The organism is Mediterraneibacter sp. (genome assembly GCF_030825015.1).
Taxonomy (GTDB): domain Bacteria; phylum Bacillota; class Clostridia; order Lachnospirales; family Lachnospiraceae; genus Mediterraneibacter.
The window spans coordinates 159,831-178,176 of sequence record NZ_JAPJQP010000002.1 but is presented as its reverse complement, the minus strand read 5'-3'; the positions used below and the strand labels follow the sequence as shown (position 1 = coordinate 178,176).

The 18,346-nt window shown below is 41.7% G+C and carries 19 protein-coding genes and 1 other RNA gene; all 20 read right to left on the bottom strand.

The features are described 5' to 3' along the window. Positions 1-222: 222 nt before the first annotated feature. Entirely contained in the window at positions 223-1,362 is a 1,140-nt protein-coding gene (locus RCH61_RS02525; RefSeq protein WP_306479782.1) for a LysM peptidoglycan-binding domain-containing protein, read from the bottom strand. 59 nt (positions 1,363-1,421) lie between these two features. Further along, a complete protein-coding gene (locus RCH61_RS02520; protein WP_306479781.1) occupies positions 1,422-2,312 on the bottom strand; it encodes a YihY/virulence factor BrkB family protein in 891 nt (296 codons plus the stop codon). 161 nt (positions 2,313-2,473) lie between these two features. Then, a non-coding RNA gene (gene ssrS, locus RCH61_RS02515) (6S RNA) lies at positions 2,474-2,652 on the bottom strand. 113 nt (positions 2,653-2,765) lie between these two features. Beyond that, on the bottom strand, positions 2,766-3,233 hold the full coding sequence (locus RCH61_RS02510; protein WP_306479780.1) for a S26 family signal peptidase: 468 nt from the start codon (positions 3,231-3,233) through the stop codon (positions 2,766-2,768). Beyond that, the gene (locus RCH61_RS02505; RefSeq protein ID WP_306479779.1) at positions 3,220-3,486 is read right to left on the bottom strand and encodes a PqqD family protein; all 267 of its coding nucleotides are present in this window, start codon (positions 3,484-3,486) and stop codon (positions 3,220-3,222) included. The genes RCH61_RS02510 and RCH61_RS02505 overlap by 14 nt, the downstream gene beginning before the upstream one ends. Then, a complete protein-coding gene (locus tag RCH61_RS02500) occupies positions 3,476-4,192 on the bottom strand; it encodes a hypothetical protein (RefSeq protein ID WP_306479778.1) in 717 nt (238 codons plus the stop codon). The genes RCH61_RS02505 and RCH61_RS02500 overlap by 11 nt, the downstream gene beginning before the upstream one ends. Positions 4,193-4,275: 83 nt before the next feature. Then, on the bottom strand, positions 4,276-4,443 hold the full coding sequence (locus tag RCH61_RS02495) for a hypothetical protein (RefSeq protein ID WP_306479777.1): 168 nt from the start codon (positions 4,441-4,443) through the stop codon (positions 4,276-4,278). A gap of 3 nt (positions 4,444-4,446) precedes the next feature. After that, complete coding sequence (locus RCH61_RS02490; protein WP_178006331.1) at positions 4,447-4,584, bottom strand: hypothetical protein; 138 nt, start codon at positions 4,582-4,584, stop codon at positions 4,447-4,449. An 11-nt stretch (positions 4,585-4,595) separates the two neighbouring features. Continuing rightward, positions 4,596-6,287, bottom strand: coding sequence for a hypothetical protein (locus RCH61_RS02485; RefSeq protein ID WP_306479776.1), 1,692 nt, complete (start codon positions 6,285-6,287; stop codon positions 4,596-4,598). A 279-nt stretch (positions 6,288-6,566) separates the two neighbouring features. Continuing rightward, complete coding sequence (gene radA / locus RCH61_RS02480) at positions 6,567-7,943, bottom strand: DNA repair protein RadA (protein WP_178006333.1); 1,377 nt, start codon at positions 7,941-7,943, stop codon at positions 6,567-6,569. A gap of 84 nt (positions 7,944-8,027) precedes the next feature. After that, positions 8,028-8,441 (bottom strand): endosialidase, encoded by a 414-nt coding sequence (locus RCH61_RS02475; protein WP_178006334.1) that lies wholly within the window; start codon positions 8,439-8,441, stop codon positions 8,028-8,030. A gap of 210 nt (positions 8,442-8,651) precedes the next feature. Beyond that, positions 8,652-11,096, bottom strand: a complete 2,445-nt coding sequence (locus tag RCH61_RS02470; protein ID WP_178006335.1) for an ATP-dependent Clp protease ATP-binding subunit — start codon at positions 11,094-11,096, stop codon at positions 8,652-8,654. Positions 11,097-11,142: 46 nt separating this feature from the next. Next, positions 11,143-11,511, bottom strand: a complete 369-nt coding sequence (locus RCH61_RS02465) for a GntR family transcriptional regulator (RefSeq protein ID WP_178006336.1) — start codon at positions 11,509-11,511, stop codon at positions 11,143-11,145. A gap of 224 nt (positions 11,512-11,735) precedes the next feature. Next, positions 11,736-13,055, bottom strand: a complete 1,320-nt coding sequence (locus RCH61_RS02460; RefSeq protein ID WP_178006337.1) for a sensor histidine kinase — start codon at positions 13,053-13,055, stop codon at positions 11,736-11,738. Next, positions 13,052-13,726 (bottom strand): winged helix-turn-helix domain-containing protein, encoded by a 675-nt coding sequence (locus RCH61_RS02455; protein WP_178006338.1) that lies wholly within the window; start codon positions 13,724-13,726, stop codon positions 13,052-13,054. Before RCH61_RS02455 ends, RCH61_RS02460 begins: the two co-directional genes overlap by 4 nt. 115 nt (positions 13,727-13,841) lie before the next feature. Continuing rightward, positions 13,842-14,510, bottom strand: a complete 669-nt coding sequence (gene phoU / locus RCH61_RS02450; protein WP_178006339.1) for a phosphate signaling complex protein PhoU — start codon at positions 14,508-14,510, stop codon at positions 13,842-13,844. 3 nt (positions 14,511-14,513) lie between these two features. After that, complete coding sequence (pstB, locus tag RCH61_RS02445) at positions 14,514-15,263, bottom strand: phosphate ABC transporter ATP-binding protein PstB (protein WP_178006340.1); 750 nt, start codon at positions 15,261-15,263, stop codon at positions 14,514-14,516. Between the two features lie 24 nt (positions 15,264-15,287). Continuing rightward, the gene (gene pstA, locus RCH61_RS02440) at positions 15,288-16,148 is read right to left on the bottom strand and encodes a phosphate ABC transporter permease PstA (protein ID WP_178006341.1); all 861 of its coding nucleotides are present in this window, start codon (positions 16,146-16,148) and stop codon (positions 15,288-15,290) included. Beyond that, positions 16,141-17,034, bottom strand: a complete 894-nt coding sequence (pstC, locus tag RCH61_RS02435) for a phosphate ABC transporter permease subunit PstC (protein WP_178006342.1) — start codon at positions 17,032-17,034, stop codon at positions 16,141-16,143. Before pstC ends, pstA begins: the two co-directional genes overlap by 8 nt. 57 nt (positions 17,035-17,091) lie before the next feature. Then, positions 17,092-18,015 (bottom strand): substrate-binding domain-containing protein, encoded by a 924-nt coding sequence (locus tag RCH61_RS02430; RefSeq protein ID WP_178006343.1) that lies wholly within the window; start codon positions 18,013-18,015, stop codon positions 17,092-17,094. Positions 18,016-18,346: the final 331 nt, after the last annotated feature.

Sequence of the window (18,346 nt, the reverse complement as noted above, 5' to 3'; positions counted from 1 at the left end):
ACTTCATGTCAAGTATTTGTTCTGCAATTTTTCACAATACTTAAGAAATCGAAGCTTTGCGAATCATCGAATGTCTGAAGAAATCCGGGCTTGAGATCAAAGACATAAAGCAATTAATGGGTTGGTGCAAAAAAGGAAGTTCCACGTATGCACAATGAAGAAAATTATTTCCAAAGCAAAAAAATCATGTCGAAAATGAGATTCGTCATCTGACAATAACGATTACAACATCAGCCAGTTGCTCCGAAATTTCCTCATTAAATTCCAATACCAGGCGCCTGCCAGATCTAAGTCTTGAACCAACTTCCATTTTGCCTGGATACTTCTGACATCTTCAAACCAGACCACATGTTCCATCCCGCCTGTTTTATAAGTAAACCACGGACTTTGGGCAGTTGGAGCATACTGGATATCCGAACCCTGCGACACAGCAAGATTCACCGCCTCTATATTTCCGATCGTCCGCGCTTTTGTAATTCCCCGCTCATAAGGAAGCTGCCAGTCGTACCCATAGTTTGGAATTCCTAAGATAAGCTTTTCTGCCGGAATCTGCCCAAGCGCGTATTCTGCCACTTGCCGTACTTTATCAAGCGGCGCTACAGCCATCGGCGGCCCGTAAGTATATCCCCACTCATAAGTCATGAGGAAAACGTAATCTGCACTTTCTCCTACCAGCTTATAATCTACCCCTTCTACAAGCAGACCTTTCTGCCTGTCGGACACTTTCGGCGGAACTGCAACAGACACCGTATACCCTTTCTTGTTCATACTTTCCCGCATCTTTTGAATCAACTGCGCATACTGCTCTTTATTTTCAGGCAAAACATATTCAAAATCAATATTTACCCCAGCAAACCCCCGCTTCTCAACTTCCTCCAAAAGCTGCTCCAAAAGCCGTTCTTGTACTTCTGCATTTTCTACAAGAACTTTTACAAGCTGATTATTAAACGCTCCGCCCGAAAACGGCGTCAAAACCATGAGCGGCTTTGCTCCGTGACGCCAAGCCGTCTCTACGAGCCAGAGATCATCCTGCGCAGGCAAAATCAAATCTCCTTCAAACGTAAAACCATAAGAAAAAACAAGAAGTTCTTTCAATGCCGGAAAGGATTGTTCCAATATTTCCGCATCTATAAACGGATAGGCATATCCCCCGACAGTTTTTCCTTCTGCCAGACTGATCTGTTCATCCTTTTCATCTTCTTCCTCCTGTCCTTCCTTCACTTTTAACAAAAGCAAAGCCTGCCCCGGCACGATCTGATTCTTATCCTGCAGTTGATTATCATAAACAATCTTCCAAACAGGAACTCCCGAACTTGCCGCAATTTTTGACAAAGTATCTCCCTTTTCCACAACGTAGATCAATAATAAATCACCCCCGTAACAAAAGACTATGCTTTTATCCGGGGGATTATGCTTCTGTTTTATTCTTCGGTTTTGTTCTTGATTTTCTGCTTGAGGTTTTCTGAATTTCTCGCCCGCTTCTGTAAATATTTTTCTAAAAGCGCATTGATCTCACCGCCCAGCAGTATAATGTACATACATCCATACAGCCAAAGCATAATAAGGATAATCGTTGTCAAACTTCCGTACATACTTGTAAAGCCTTTAAATACATCAAGATATACCGAAAAGAAGAACGACAAAAGCAGCCAGCCGCATGCTGTGAACACTGCACCGGGAAGCTGTTTTCGAAGGGTTGTTTTCGGCAGATTCCTGCGGTTCGGAAGGAATCGGTACACAAGATCCCAAAAAATGGTCAGTACAATAAATGTAACGAACGTTCTGATCCGAATAATAAATTCAACAACTTTACTCAAAAACGGGATATGTTCATACACCATCACGCTGATCCGATTTCCGAATACCGACAATACAAGAGAACTTACGATTGCCAACAGGAAGATAACTGTATAAAATGACGCCCTGATTCTCAAATAAAAATAATTACGCGTCTCCATATTTTCACAAATACTGTTTAATCCCGACGTAACAGAAAGAACTCCTTTTCCCGCTGACCAAAGCGCCACGAGAATCGTCACCGGAACGATCGTCCCGGATTGGAAATATACTTGAGATACGATTGAACGAATCATCGGCGCTACACTCTCAGGAAACACCTGAAGCACTGCTTTCATCACTTCACTCATAGTCACCGGAGTGAACCGCACCATCGTTAGAAGAAGCAAAAAGATCGGAATCAAGGACAGCACAAAAAAATAAGCCGCCTGTGCTGCATAAGCGCCTGTATGATGTGAATTGATTGTTATAATAACTTTAAATATCTGATTCTTTGTCTTTTCCCACTTTTTCATATTTACATTTACAATTCCATTTTAATTTCATTTGAATCACTGAAAGCGCCAAAAGGCATATTCCGGGATTGGAAGCGGCCGCCAAGATCTCGGGCAAGCCCGGACTTATGTCATCGCCATTGCAAAAAGCGGCCGTACAGGACGACCGCCTTTATCTTTTGCAATTCCCCAAAATGCCGTTCCTTGTATTTTGAGTCCTAGCCACGGCTAGGTGGGCAACCGCATCTGCTTTTTTGTCGTCCACTGCTATCGGAGGCCTGACATATTACAGAAATATAGGAATCCCGTTTAAACTAATGTAGGTTCAAAATAACAAGGGTATCGCACATCCCAGGTTCATTTCTCTTTCAACTTACTGTTATTATACTCTACTTACCCCATTTTTACAACCGCATATTTTTTCCATATTTTTTCCATCGTATTTTTTCAATATTTTCCTATATTGGGGAAACATTATTTCCACACACTAGAAAATGTGGATAAAACAACTTTTATTTTTAAAATAAGATGCCTCAACCAGCATGTATTCACCCATACTCGCGCATAACAAGAATATATCAAATTAGTACACCGATAATCTTTGCCTTTACGCTTAAAACTAATAACTTTTGCAATTACTTGTTCTAGTTGAATTGAATACTCATTCTCCAGTTGATTATCCCCCCGCAAAATAAACCCATCACTATTTTTACCCACAATACGATGTAAGACATATTGTCCATTTAATCTCCGGTATAGAATCATATCATATTTCTTCAAATTTCTTTCTTTGATCAGACAAACCTGATCTCTTTTATGTTTAAATAACGGCATCATACTATTACCTGTGGCTAATATAATCACTTCGCTACCTTGAGATAACTTAGTTTCTATTATTTCCATTAAGCTGTCAAATTCAACCGTATATTTATTCTTCAACAAAATTATTTTCCTTAACTTCTTTCACAAAATTCTCTACACTGACTTTCGCCTGTTCAAAAGATACGTCATATTCTTCTAACAATGAACTTACCAACTCTTCCTCTGTGCATCCTTCTACGAGCTTATTCCACAAAAAAGCTCCTGTTTCGTTCAAAGTGATCATACCATTAAAATCAATAGCTTCCTTACCTGCAGCCACTACCACATAACTACCTGCTACATTTCTCATCATTAACCCTGTTCTAATCTTCATCTTCTTTTCTCCATATTGTATCATAAACCAACCTTACTGCTTCTTCACTTATATTGCAACGCAGCTTATATATTGGGACTTGTCTAATAAACATATCTAACAACTCCATCAAATGATAAAGATGTTCTCGATCCTTCCCGCCCAATACTTGCGCAAAAACTAAATCAAATACCTGATTCACAGGAACTCTTTCTATGCTATTAACTAATGCCTGTTCTAAAAAAACAAGTGCTTTTATAGGAGCACTTCCGTTGCTGTGAATAGCATGCTTGCCTGCCCAAGGTGTTCCATAAACAATCGGTTTTTTCCCGATAATACGCACTAACGGCTTATCGTCATTCAAAACAACTATATTGTGATTGTTATTCATATATTGCATCCACAATCGAGCATGTGTAGACTTACCTATCCCAGAATCTGCTGAAAAGAGAATCCCTTCTCTGTCAACTGATAATGCTGAAGAATGATAACAAAAAGCATCATAAGTAATTATTTCTTTCGCAAAACAATTCATAGTATAGTTATATTCAAAAATCGCCCCACACCCTAATTTATCTTTATAACGACATAAATCCTCATTCGTATAAGATAACTCTATAAAATCCTCAAACGCTTCCTCTTCAACCATATAAGGCAAACATTCCGTTTTTGCAAAAGAACTATTCCCGTTAAATCTGACAATTACATCTCCAATTTTATAAAACATCAAATTCTCCTATATGCATAAAGCAGCGCGCTAAAAACCTTGCTTTAGCAACGCTGCTTTTTCTAACATTCCATATATAAATACTACTCTTCCATCTCAATATTTATTTCAGGTACATCGTAACCGTCTTCCACTTCTACTTCTTCTGCCATATCACGATTATCCTCAACTTTATCACCGGACGAGTTCTTTGACGTATCACTACATCCTGTCAACAATATCAGACATGCAATGAATACAATTTTTTTCATAATCTACATATCCTCTCCACCTTCAATTTCAGGAATACCAAGCCCATCATCAGTATCAATGCCAGGTGTCGATACAGTCATTAACTCCTCATACTCAAACATACTGATTTCTAATTTTGGTTCTACAAAAGCCTTTTTCATTTTTCTCTCTCCTATTTAATTACTGTAGTTGTCAATGGTGAATATACCCAAACAGATTCTCCCGCAGGTGTAATCAATCTTGCATATACCTCACTATGAATATTGGAACCTTTCGTTACCTTTGTATATGTAACAGAAAATTGTCCATTTTTATTCAACCTTGTTGTTGCTACTTTTTTAATTCTAGAATCGTTTAGAATTCCGTTCTCACCGTGTAATTCATTCAAACTCGCATCTTTTGTATATGCAAAACCTGCTTCTGCAACTTTATATCCTTTCGGAATAACGATTTGATTCACAAATGTAACTTTACTTTTTGTAGATGTTACCGTTGTCATAATCACTTCGTTCAAAAGCGCTGCCGGTTCTTGAGTCACTTCTTCTTCAATATTGACAAACTTTGTTGTGAAATCAAGATCACCTGAAATTGCTATTGAGTATACAGTTTCTGTACTTACTACTTTTCCATCTAATACCCAGCCGGCAAACTTCTGACCCTCCAGAGCCTCCGGAGCAGTAAGTGTAGCCACTGTATTGTATGCACCTTTTGCAACTTCTTGTCCATCAACTGTTACTTTATATGCTCTCTCCAATGCATTTTGTGCTTCCATCAATGTACTGATCGCATTTTCAATTTCATCTGTTGTTGCATAAATGTCATTACGAACCCCTTCTGCTCCTGTTAAAGCATCCGTAAATGTTTTCCATGAACTTTCAGTATAGTCTGCCTGCTGTAACTTTCCAGCTTCTTCAATGGCTAAATTCAAGTCACCCTTGTTTTCTTGAACCGTAATAACACAGCTTGCAGTTTTTGTCGCATCATCCTTAGATGTCACTGTCACACGTGCTTTCCCCGGACAATTTGCCGTTACTTGCCCATTGTCAACAGTCACTACATCTCCTGTTGTTGTCGAACCCGTGTCGTCAGAGATATTTTCTGCCGACCAAATAACATCTTGGTATGTAGCATTATCCGGTGCTATTGTAACTTCCAGTGTGTCTTTCCCTCCCACTGTCATATCTTTACTTTCCGGCAATGTAATACTTGTAATTGCTTGATGATAAATCTCAATTTCACGGATTGAAATTTGATTACTAACATTAGCTCCACCTTTTAAATTCATATCAGTAAAACAGAACAAAATATATCTGTCTAATCCGGTCTGTTTTCCCAATTCATCTAATGGGAATGTTGTATTTGCATCATAGTTCGTACGTGCAAATGTATCAATTACTCTCCATCCATCTGACTCTGGAGTAATCCTTGTCTGATTATTGTCATAGTTATTAATATCGCTTGTATAAATTTTGTAATTTGTTGCGAAAGCTTTATTATGGAATCTTAATTTTATTCCTTCATAACTGCGTGGTCCATTCTCTCCCAAATCATACACAATATATGATGTATTTCCTGTCGGAGTTGTTCCATTCTTTGATGCAACACCAGATAGCCATCTCGCATTATCGTTACTTTCATTGTTTCCACCAGTATCCATCAAATATTCCGAACCATAAGGGGCGGTCTGTCCCGAATAAGCAACAATCCCAGAACCGTTGGCAATATTATTCCCTGCTATCTGTCTTGCTGCTTGACTTTCTTCATTAACCGCCTGTACTTCTGTTACTCCAACTCCTGTAAAAGCGATTCCCGAAAAAAGCATTGATGTCGTAAGAGTTGCTACTAAAATTTTTTTCAATTTCATAAGGCTTCCCCCTTCTTAAATTTTCACCATGCATATTGCATGACTTTTTAAACACAAAATCATCTAAATAAAACAAGCATACACATGTTATAATTTATTGACATACAAATGTTACCACCCCCCCCCACATTTTGTCAATAGACTACTGCCACAAAAAACGAAAAATCGCTGTAACCTCCATTAAAAGGATACAACGATTCGCTCTACTATTAACAGCGACTAACCATGCCGTTTTCTACTCTGTTTATACCATCTCTACAACCGCATATTTTACAAGCCTCAGATCATCCCGACTGCTTCATTGACGCTTTTCACTCCGATCAGCCGGATTCCTTTCACATCTTTTACCATTTTCATGCACACCTGCGGAAGAATACATGTCTCAAAACCTAACTTTTTCGCCTCTGCAACTCTTTGTTCCGGCATATTGACCGCGCGGACTTCCCCGCTTAATCCCACTTCTCCAAAAACGATCGTCTTCTCATCAACAGGCCGATTGCGATAACTGGAAACAAGCGCCATAATGATTCCAAGATCAATGGCAGGCTCATTCATCCGTATTCCTCCTGCAATGTTGACATACGCGTCGGAATTCGACAGCGCCATTCCAAGACGTTTTTCCAATACTGCCATAAGAAGATTGACTCTGTTATAATCTGTTCCTGCCGCCGTCCTTCTCGGCATTCCGAAATTACTTCTGCATACAAGCGCCTGAATCTCGATCAGAATGGGACGCGTTCCTTCCATAGAACAGGCGACAACCGATCCTGCCGACTGCTCCGGTCTGCCGCTCAACATATATTCTGACGGATTTTCCACTTCCTCAAGTCCGGTCTGCCGCATCTCAAATACACCGATCTCGTTTGTCGAACCAAATCTGTTCTTCACAGCGCGCAAAATCCTGTAAGACGCATGACGGTCGCCTTCAAAATAAAGTACCGTATCAACCATATGCTCTAATACTCTTGGTCCTGCCACCGTTCCTTCTTTCGTCACATGACCGACTATGAAAATTGGAATACAAAGCCCTTTTGCCAACTGCATAAACACATTTGTAGATTCTCTTACTTGCGACACGCTTCCGGGCGCAGATGAAACGTCTTCACTGTACATCGTCTGAATGGAATCGATCACGACAAGTTCCGGACATTCCTTTTCAATCACTCCTCTTATAATCTCTAAATTCGTCTCGCACAAAAGAAGCAGTCCATCCGAAAATTTCCCCATGCGATTCGCTCTTAATTTAATCTGCGCCTGCGACTCTTCCCCTGAAATATATAAAATTTTCTTTTTATCCGCCAACCTTCTGCATACTTGAAGAAGCAGGGTAGACTTTCCAATTCCCGGATCTCCTCCTACAAGTACAAGCGAACCCGGAACAATTCCCCCTCCAAGTACACGATCAAGCTCTTTAATCCCGGTGATGCATCTCACATCATCGTCCGCCGTCACATCATTCAGCGGAATCACTTTTGCATCTCTGACCGATTCCCGAACCGCCCTTGCCCCCTGCGTACTTCCTTTTGTCACTCCGCTGTCAATCTTTTCTTCTACAAATGTATTCCATTCACCGCATCCCGGGCACTGCCCCAGCCACTTTGCTTCTTCATGTCCACAGTTCTGACAGAAAAAGATACTCTTCTTTCCTTTTGCCATCCGTTCTCCTTCTTAAGATAAACAGGGTGGATACAGCATCCACCCTGAAACTATTTTAATTCTTTGTAAACTTTTATCAATATATTAGCATTTTACAACCTTTATCGTTGCTTCCTGCCCTTCTGAAAGTTCCACGCTGACGCTAAGCTTTCCGCTTAAGTTTGTGCGCATCTTTCCTGCGGACTCTCCGTCAATGAACACCTCATATTCGCATTCCGGCTCTAATTCTAAAGTAAACTGAACGTCTCCCTGTGCAGAAACCGAAAACGCCACTTCCGAGTCGGTCTCTTTGAATCCTTCTACTGCGCTTCCCGGAACAGATTCATAAACAAACATTCCGTTCCTCTCAAGTTTTGTAATCTCTGAAAATGTTTTTACTTTATAAATATCTCCTTCAAATTCATAGTTATCCTTTTTTGTCTTTGCTGAAAGAGTATAGTCTCCGAAACTGAGACTTCCGTCATTTTCCGCGCGCAATAATTCTTTCACTGCTGCCATCTTCATTTTCCTCCTAAGTATTTCACAATGTGATCACAGGATATGTCTTCCTTAAATCATTGTCATCCGCATTCCTTTGACCTTTGTATCATTATAATATAAAACACCTGATTTTTCTACTGAAATATCTGTGAATATTGACTAAAAAATAACAATTTATTTACATAAGCCAATATCGGCTGCCGCACTGTAAAATCCTGTGAACTCCCTTTATACAGTTTTCTCTTTCTGAATGAAGCGAATCGTTTTCTTCACTGTTCCTGCCTCAATATAATCACCGGATTTTACTTCTCCGTTGAGGATTGCCTCTGCAAGTTTATCTTCCAGCTCTGTCTGCAGCGCCCGGCGAAGCGGTCTTGCTCCGTATTTTGCATCTGTTCCTTTTTCTACGATCAGCGCTTTTGCAGATTCCCGCAATGTCAAATGAATATCCATCTGCATTTCGATTCGTTTTATAAAATCGCGGCACATGAGCGTAACAATCTTCTTCATATGCGACTTTTCAAGTGCATGGAATACGATAATTTCATCGATACGATTCAAAAATTCCGGTCGGAAAATCTGTTTCACCTCATCCATCACATTTTGTTTCATCCGTTTATAATCACCGGACGGATCATCTTTCGCTGCAAATCCCAGTTTTTTAGGTTCTACGATCGCCTTCGCCCCTGCGTTTGACGTCATGATGATCACCGTATTAGAAAAATCGATTTTCCGCCCTTTTGAATCCGTAATGTGTCCGTCATCCAGCACTTGCAAAAGGATATTAAACACATCCGGGTGCGCCTTCTCGATCTCATCAAACAGCAGAACCGAATACGGATGGGTTCTCACCTGATCGCTGAGCTGCCCGCCTTCCTCATGTCCTACATATCCCGGAGGCGATCCGATCATCTTGGAAACCGAATGTTTCTCCATATACTCCGACATATCTACACGAATCATTGAGTCCTCATTGCCGAACATTGCCTCTGCAAGCGCTTTGGACAGTTCGGTCTTACCAACGCCTGTCGGTCCGAGAAACAGGAACGAACCGATGGGGCGCCTCGGATCCTTCAGTCCTACCCGTCCTCTCTTCACAGCTCGGGAGACTGCCGTCACAGCTTCCTCCTGACCGATCACTCTCTGATGAAGAACACTTTCCAGCTTCTTTAACCGATCTGTATCACTCTCCGCAAGTTTTTGAACAGGAATCTTCGTCCACGCAGAAACGACTTCCGCGATATCTTCTTCTCTCACTTCCGGATGGATCGATGCTGTTTTTCTCTCAAAACGCTTCTTCATCTGTCCTAATTTCCGTTCTGCTTCTTCTTGTTCTTTCTGTAGAAGCGAAGCTTCCTCGAAGCGTCCGTTTTTAATACTCTCTTCTTTCTGCTTTTCCACTTCTTTCAGCCGAAATTCAAAAGCCGTCAGATTTTCCGGAACTTTATATCCCTTTAAGCTCACTTTAGAACAAGACTCATCCAGAACGTCAATCGCTTTATCAGGAAGATTGCGGTCTGTAATATATCTTTCCGACATGGAAACCGCCGCCTCAAGCGCTGCGTCCTGAATCTTCACTTTATGGTGAGTCTCATATCTTCCCTTTAGTCCTTTCAAGATCTCCAGGCATTGCTCCTTCGTCGGTTCTTCTACCGACACCGGCTGAAACCGCCGCTCAAGCGCCGCGTCTTTCTCAATGTATTTGCGGTATTCCGTAATCGTTGTCGCCCCGATAAGCTGAAGCTCCCCTCTCGCAAGAGAAGGCTTTAAAATACCGGACGCATCAATCGCGCCCTCTGCGCCTCCGGCTCCGATCATCGTATGGATCTCATCAAGAAACAGGATAATATTTCCATCAGATTCCACTTCTGAAATCAGACCTTTCATACGTTCTTCAAACTCACCGCGATATTTTGATCCGGCGATCATCCCCGGAAGATCCAGCGTATAGATCCGTTTCTTTTTCATCTTCTCCGGAACAACGCCGGCTGCTATGCGCTGCGCCAATCCTTCTACAACTGCCGTCTTTCCCACACCCGGTTCTCCGATCAGACAAGGATTATTTTTCGTTCTGCGGCTGAGCACCTGCATCAGACGGTACATCTCTTCATCCCGTCCCACAACAGGATCCTGCTTTCCTTCCTCTGCCCGCGCCGTCATATCCGTACAATACTGTTCAAGTACAGAACCGCCGCCTTTCACCTCGTCCTGGATCTCTTCCTGATATTCTTTCGGATCGACTCCTGAAGCATTTAAAATATCTTTCAAAAGCTTTTGAAGACTGATATTCAATGTGATCAGAATTCTTGCAGCGACACAATCCACATCTCGGATCATGGACAAAAGTAAATGCTCCGTTCCGACGTCTGCCGTTCGAAGACGATGTGCCTCCTTCTCACTGTTCTCAAGAATATAGCGAAGCCTCGGACTCTCCTTCGGTTTCTGTAAAGCAAATACTTCCTCCTGCGGAGCGATCAATTCATCCATAAGCTGCACGATCTTCTCTGACTCAACTCCGTTTTTAGCAAGCACCTGTCCTGCTACGCCCGAATATTCCTCCCTCAGTCCAAGCAGCAGATGTTCCGTACCGATATAAGGATGCTTCATCTCCTTCGCTTTCTTCGCGGCATACTTAATAGCATTTGCCGCCTGTTTCGTATATGAAATATGCATAAACTCCTCCTGTCAATTATTTTGTTTTCAAATACACCAAAACATATCACTCATAGTCGTCAAATATCTCATCCACTAATTCATGTACTTCCTGTCGTGAAATATTTTTACAGCATCCTCTTGCAAGAACGATCTGAAGCTGTCTCCTCATCATCTGCAGTTCTTCTAATTTGTCAATATCAAGGGCGATCACAGCTCCCCTTCTCTTATCCAAACTAATATACCCTTCCCGCTTCAGTACACTATACGCCTTATTCACTGTATGCATGTTGACTCCGATCGTATCTGCAAGCCGCCGCACTGACGGAAGCGAATCCCCCTCATGAATATCCGATGTGGCAATTCCCATAATGATCTGATTGCAAAGCTGGATATAGATTGCTTCATCACTGTTAAAATCAACTTCTATGATCATAGCGTCCTCCTTTCGGAATTTGTTATATGTATCATAGCACAATATTATAATTTTTCAACAAATTTTAAAACTTTTCTTTATAAGAATAAAGATGTATTTTGCACTTTCTCGAGATGTTTTTCCCTGCACCGGAATAAAATTTTCTATGTAAGAAAAAAGGACCTGTCTCCAAGTCCTTTCATTGAGAAATTATATTTTAATCTGTACGATCTCTTTTTTCACGTTCACACAAACTGTATGCTCATCTTTGTTCCTTTTCCTTCTTCACTTTCCACACTGACTTTCGCCCCATGCAAAAGCGCCCCATGCTTCACGATTGAAAGTCCGAGTCCGGTTCCGCCTCTCTCCTTTGAGTGACTTTTATCTACCCTGTAAAAACGTTCGAAAATACGTTCCTGATGTTCCACAGGAATTCCGATACCAGTATCTGCAACACTGATCTTAGGTCCGTCTAATGTATTTCCCGCCCAGACAGAAACTTTTCCGTTGTCATAGTTATATTTTACTGCATTTTCGCAAATATTATAGATCATTTCATCTAAAATCTGACGGATTCCGAAATATTTTACATGCTCTCCTGAAAGCTCGATCCTGATATTCTTCTGCGCCGCCTGTGGCGAAAGTCTGCTGATAATCTCCCTTGTCAATTCATAAAGATCCACTTCTTCTTTTTCCAGTTCCACTGATTCTTCATCCAGTTTTGATAACTTAATAATATCTTCGATCAAAGAGATCAGCCTGCGCGCTTCTTTGTAGATACGCTCGGAAAATACCGGAATATCTTCAGGCCGGACTAATCCGTTTTTCATAATCTCCGCATAACCGGAAATCGATGTGAGCGGCGTTTTTAATTCATGCGACACATTTGCAGAAAACTCTTTCCTCATGTTCGCAACCGCTTCTTTCTCTCTGTTTTGTCTATCCATCGCTTCTAACAAAGGACTTAACTCCTCATAAACATCATTGTCCAACGGTCGTTCCAAATTCAATTCATTGATTGGTTTGATCAATCGATTCGTCTGCCACCTTGCAAGTGCAAAGGCAAATAAAATCGTCAAACATGCAAGCATTCCCATGATCGGCATAAGACTGACAGCCGTACTTGCCAGATTATCTATCGACTTTGACACACGCAGCACAGTCCCGTCATCCAAAAGAAGAGCATAATAATACATATCTTTCCCGACGGTTTCCGACTTTCTTACATCTGCGCCTTCTCCTTTTGAAAGCGCCTCCTTGACTTCCTTACGATTTCCATGATTCTTAAGAACTTCTGCATCTCTGCGGGAATCATAAAGTACAGTTCCGTCTGCGTTGATCTGCGTGACCCTTGTACTGACTACAACCTCGTCCATTTGTTTCATATAATTACTGTCAGACAGATTAATCGCCTCACGGATATATGCCGCCTCCTGCTTTACTTCTGTCTGAAGCAGAGACATATTCCGGTTATACAGGATAACCGAAAGGATCATATAAGAGAGGATGAGCGTAACTGTCAGAATGACTGTCATACTCTTTTGAATCTTTCTTTTGATGCTCATGCCGTTCCTCCCACGCGATACCCGACTCCGCGTACTGTCTGAATGATCTCGCCCTTTTCTCCTAATTTCTGACGAAGGGTTCGGATATGTACGTCTACGGTTCTTGTCTCTCCGTCAAAATCATACCCCCAGATTTCCGTCAGAAGCTGATCCCTTGTCAGAACAATCCCCTGATTTCTCATTAATTTTTCCAAAAGTTCAAACTCTTTCAGCGTAAGCGCCACTTCCTGTCCATCTACGGTAACCTCATGTTTTTTTACATCTATATGGACGCCCTCGACTTCCGGATCTGTCCGATCTTCCGTCTTTCCGCTTCTGCGCAAAACTGCCTTGACACGGGAAACAAGCTCCATCATTCCAAATGGTTTTGTCACATAATCGTCTGCTCCCGAGTCCAGACCGATTACCTTATCATACTCCGACCCTTTTGCCGTGACCATGATTACCGGAATATTTCTTGTCTTGGTAGAAGATTTTAATTTCTTCAAAATCTCCATCCCATCTTCTCCGGGCAGCATAATATCAAGCAAAACAAGCTCCGGCGTATCAAACGCCAGAGCCTCCGTAAAGGCAGAACCATCCGCGAAGCCTCTGGCTTTAAGCCCCGTTGTCTCCAATGTATATATGACAAGTTCTCTGATATTATCGTCATCTTCCACGCAATATATCATACTTTACGTTCTCCTTTACTTCCTTTTGCTTCTATCTCTGTTTTCTTTTATTTTCCTGTTTATTATTTGTCCTATCTCTTGTCGCTTCTATACTGCCATATTTCTCTTGTGTTTTTTATTCTGCATGAATGAGGGCATGTTCTTTATGAACTCCTGTGATAGAAAATTCTACCCACTCAGCAATATTCGTGGCATGATCTCCAATGCGTTCCAAATATTTTGTCACCATGATCAGATCAAAAATGCGTTTTCCATTTTCGCCTTTCTCTTCTCTGATAAACTCAATCATCTCATCACGCACTTCCTCAAAATACTGATCGATCTCATCGTCCGCCTTCATCACACTTCGCGCCAGCTCTAAATCTTTCTCAACATATGCCGTAACGCTGCTGCGAACCATCTTGCTTACCTCAGACGCCATCGTTCCGATCACATGGATCTCATCTGTAGCCGCAGCTCCTTTGGAAGAAAGAATAATCTCTGCGATATCAGACGTCTGATCTCCGATACGCTCCATATCCGTAATCATCTTAAGCGCCGCCGAAATTCTGCGCAGATCCTTTGCAACCGGCTGCTGCTGAAGAAGAAGTTTCAGGCAAAGCCTCTCGATATCCTTCTCAATCTGATCGATCTCCTCATCTTCGGCAATGATCACTTTCGCCTGCTCGATACTTCCATCTTTTAATGCGTGCGTTGCTTTTGCAATGGCTGTCTCACATAATTCCCCCATATGTGTAAGTTGTTCATCCAATAAATGAAGCTGTCTGTCGAATCTGTTACGCATAATTTAACCAAACCTCCCTGTGATATAATCTTCTGTTCTTTTATCTGACGGTATCGAAAACAATTTCTCTGTGTTATTATATTCCACAACTTCCCCAAGAAGGAAAAACGCCGTATTGTCGGACACGCGCACAGCCTGCTGCATATTATGCGTAACCATGACAATAGTATAATCTTTTTTCAGTTCCATCGCAAGGTCTTCGATCTTTGACGTAGAGATCGGGTCAAGGGCTGATGTCGGCTCATCCATAAGAAGAACTTCCGGTTCTACCGCAAGCGCCCTTGCTATACAAAGTCGTTGCTGCTGTCCTCCAGACATTCCCAGCGCGCTCTTTTTCAATCTGTCTTTACATTCATCCCAGATTGCCGCATTTCGAAGTGACTGTTCTACAATGTCATCCAACTTCGCTTTCGAACGGATTCCATGTGTTCTGGGACCAAACGCAATATTATCATAAATGCTCATCGGAAACGGATTCGGTTTTTGAAATACCATTCCGACACGTTTTCTCAAAAGATTAACGTCCATCCCTTTGAAAATATTCTGTCCGTCCAAAGAAATTTCACCGTCTATACGACAGCCTTCCACTAGATCATTCATACGGTTGATGGATTTTAGTAATGTTGATTTTCCACAACCGGATGGTCCGATAAACGCAGTGATCTTATTTTCCTCGATTTCCAGATTTATATTTTTAAGGGCTTTAAAATCCCCGTAATACAGATCCAGATTTTTAATACTTATCTTTGACATCCTTATTTCCTTTCTTACTTCTTCTTATGCTTTCGTCAGTTTCCGTGCAATCGCACCTGACAACGCATTAATCCCTACTACTAAAACAAGCAAAATCACCGCTGTCGCATATGCCTGATTCATATAAAGCCCTTCGCTTGACAAATGGTACATATGAACTGCCAATGTTCGTCCCGACCCCAGAACGCTGCTCGGGATCTGCGCCACGCTTCCCGCTGTGTAGATCAGCGCCGCTGTTTCCCCGACAATCCTTCCGATTGCAAGGATCACCCCTGCCAAAATTCCCGGAACTGCCGACGGAAGCACAATTCGAAATACGGTGCGAAGTTTTCCTGCTCCAAGTCCGAAACTTCCTTCCCTGTAAGAATCAGGAACTGATTTTAACGCTTCTTCTGTCGTCCTCATAATAAGCGGAAGGATCATGATAGACAGCGTAAATGCTCCTGCCAAAATCGAAAATCCCCAGTCCAGCGTATTTACAAAAAACAACATTCCGAACAGTCCGTATACAATCGAAGGAATTCCTGAAAGTGTCTCCGTTGTCAGACGGATCACTTCTACAAATTTATTGCCTCTTCCTGAATATTCCACAAGAAAGATTGCCGAAAAAATACCGAACGGAACCGCAATCAAAAGAGACAGCAGCGTCATAACGATCGTATTGACAAACGCAGGAATGACCGAAGCATTTTCCGACGTATAATGCCACTCAAAAAGAGAGGGTTTTATATGAGGCACTCCATTGATCAATATATATGCGATCAAAAACAAAAGTACCGAAAATGTAATCAACGCTCCGAGCATGACAAGCAGCATCACAAGAAACGATCCCGGGTGCTTCATATAAGATTTCAGCCTGTCACCGACTGTCATTTTATTACTCATGATCTGTCCTCCTCTTGAGCAGCGCAACGCTGAAATTAATAATCAGAATAAACACAAACAAAACGACCCCTGTTGCAATGAGCGCTTCTCTGTGAAGCCCTGTCGCATATCCCATTTCCATCACAATATTACCGGTCAATGTTCTGATTCCTTTTAAAATATTTCCCACAAGCCGAGGCTGGTTTCCCGCGACCATGATCACCGCCATCGTCTCTCCGACAGCGCGTCCGATTCCCAGTACGATTCCTGCAATCACACCTGATTTAGCCGCCGGAAGGATCACCCGGAAAATGCTCCTTTCTTTTGTTGCCCCCAACGCCAGCGCTCCTTCATAATAATGATCAGGAACAGCCCGCATCGCACTTTCTGTTGTTCCGATGATCGTCGGAAGGATCATCATACCGAGGATCAGAGATGTTGTAAGAATACTGTTTCCATCTCCTGCTGTTTTTACCAATCCCGCAGATTTTAACATTCTTCCGAAATCACGGACGATCGGAACAATGACGACCAGTCCGAAAAATCCGTATACAACAGAAGGAATTCCCGCCAAAAGTTCTGTTGCCGATTTCAGCGGTCTGTAAATTTTCTTCGGGCAGTACATTGCCATAAATACAGAAGTTAAAACACCGATCGGGACACCAATGATAACCGCGCCTGCCGTAACATATAAACTTCCGATAATCATAGGGAAGATACCGAACAATTCATTTCCCGGTCTCCATATCTCTCCGGTAATAAATTTGACAAATCCGATCTCTTTGATTGCAGGGATTCCGTTCGCAAATAAAAAGATACATATGAGAGCTACCGCCAGCACCGAGGCACAGGCGGCAACAAAGAACACTCCCTGCATGAATTTTTCAGTCCATGCTTTTGATTTCATATTGATTTCCTCTTCATTTTATCTGTTCGCACCGAACAGACTCTCTCATTCCAAATCTTACTCGGCAATCTCATCCCATGTAAGTACATCTCCGAGGTAGATTGATTTTACCTGATCAGATGTCATTTCTTCTGTCGGGTTTTCTTTATTTACAATTACTGCGATACCGTCTGTTGCGATCACTGTCGCGTCAAGTTTTTCTTTTTCTTCGTCTTTCAACTCTCTTGAAGCCATACCGATGTCATAGCTTCCTTCAATCGCAGATGTCATACCTGTCGTTGAATCAGATGCCTGAAGTTCGATATTTGCATTTGGATTGAGTTCTTTATATGCCTCTACAAGCTTCTCCATTACCGGCGTTACAGAAGAAGATCCGCCTACTACAAAGCTTCCTTCCGGTTTTGTTCCTGCATAAGCCTGCACATCAGATACCGGTATGTAACCTGCTTCTTCTACTACTTTCTGACCTTCTGTACTCATAATAAAGCTCATGAAATCTTTCGCCACTTCATTGTCCAGATCTTTCTTTACCGCCACATTAAACGGTCTGGATACTTTATAGCTTCCATTTTCAATGTTTTCTGCTGTCGCTTCTGCTCCGTCGATTTTAAGAGCTTTTACAACTTTGTCATCAAGAGAACCAAGAGAAATGTATCCGATCGCATATTCATTTCCTTCAACTGTCGTCATCATAACCGAAGTATTATTTGTGATCTGAGCCTCTGTTGTCGTCATGTCAACTTTCTTTCCGTCAACTTCTTCCTGAATTCCGAACAGCTCGATAAATGCGCCTCTTGTTCCCGAACCATCCTCACGGGAAACAACTGTAATATCATTCGAACTGTCCCAGTCTCCTGCATTTGCTGCATTTGCAGTTTTGTCCGCATCGGCTGTGTCATCATTTCCCGATCCACATCCCGTCATAGCTGCCGCCAACATTCCTACCATAGATACAACTGCAATAAACTTTTTCATTTTCATAGTCTTACAATCTCCTTTTTGCTTCCACTTTTCACTTTTTTGTTTTCTTTTATTCTTTTTTATTTCTCTTTATTTGGCAAAACCAACTAAAACTAACTTTGCATTTCGCCTTTTCTTCCGTGCTCCCTTGCACATTGACTATCTTAAATAACAAATGTAAAATGTAAAATCAGCGCTATGTTAAATCTGTGTAAATTAAATTTCGTTCCAATCTAACTTTGTAAAAAATGAAAATTATAAAATAATGGAAGGAGCAAGCAATCGAATAACAAAATGAAATTGTCTGTAACACAAAAGCACCCATACAAAAATCCTGTTCTTTCGAACAATC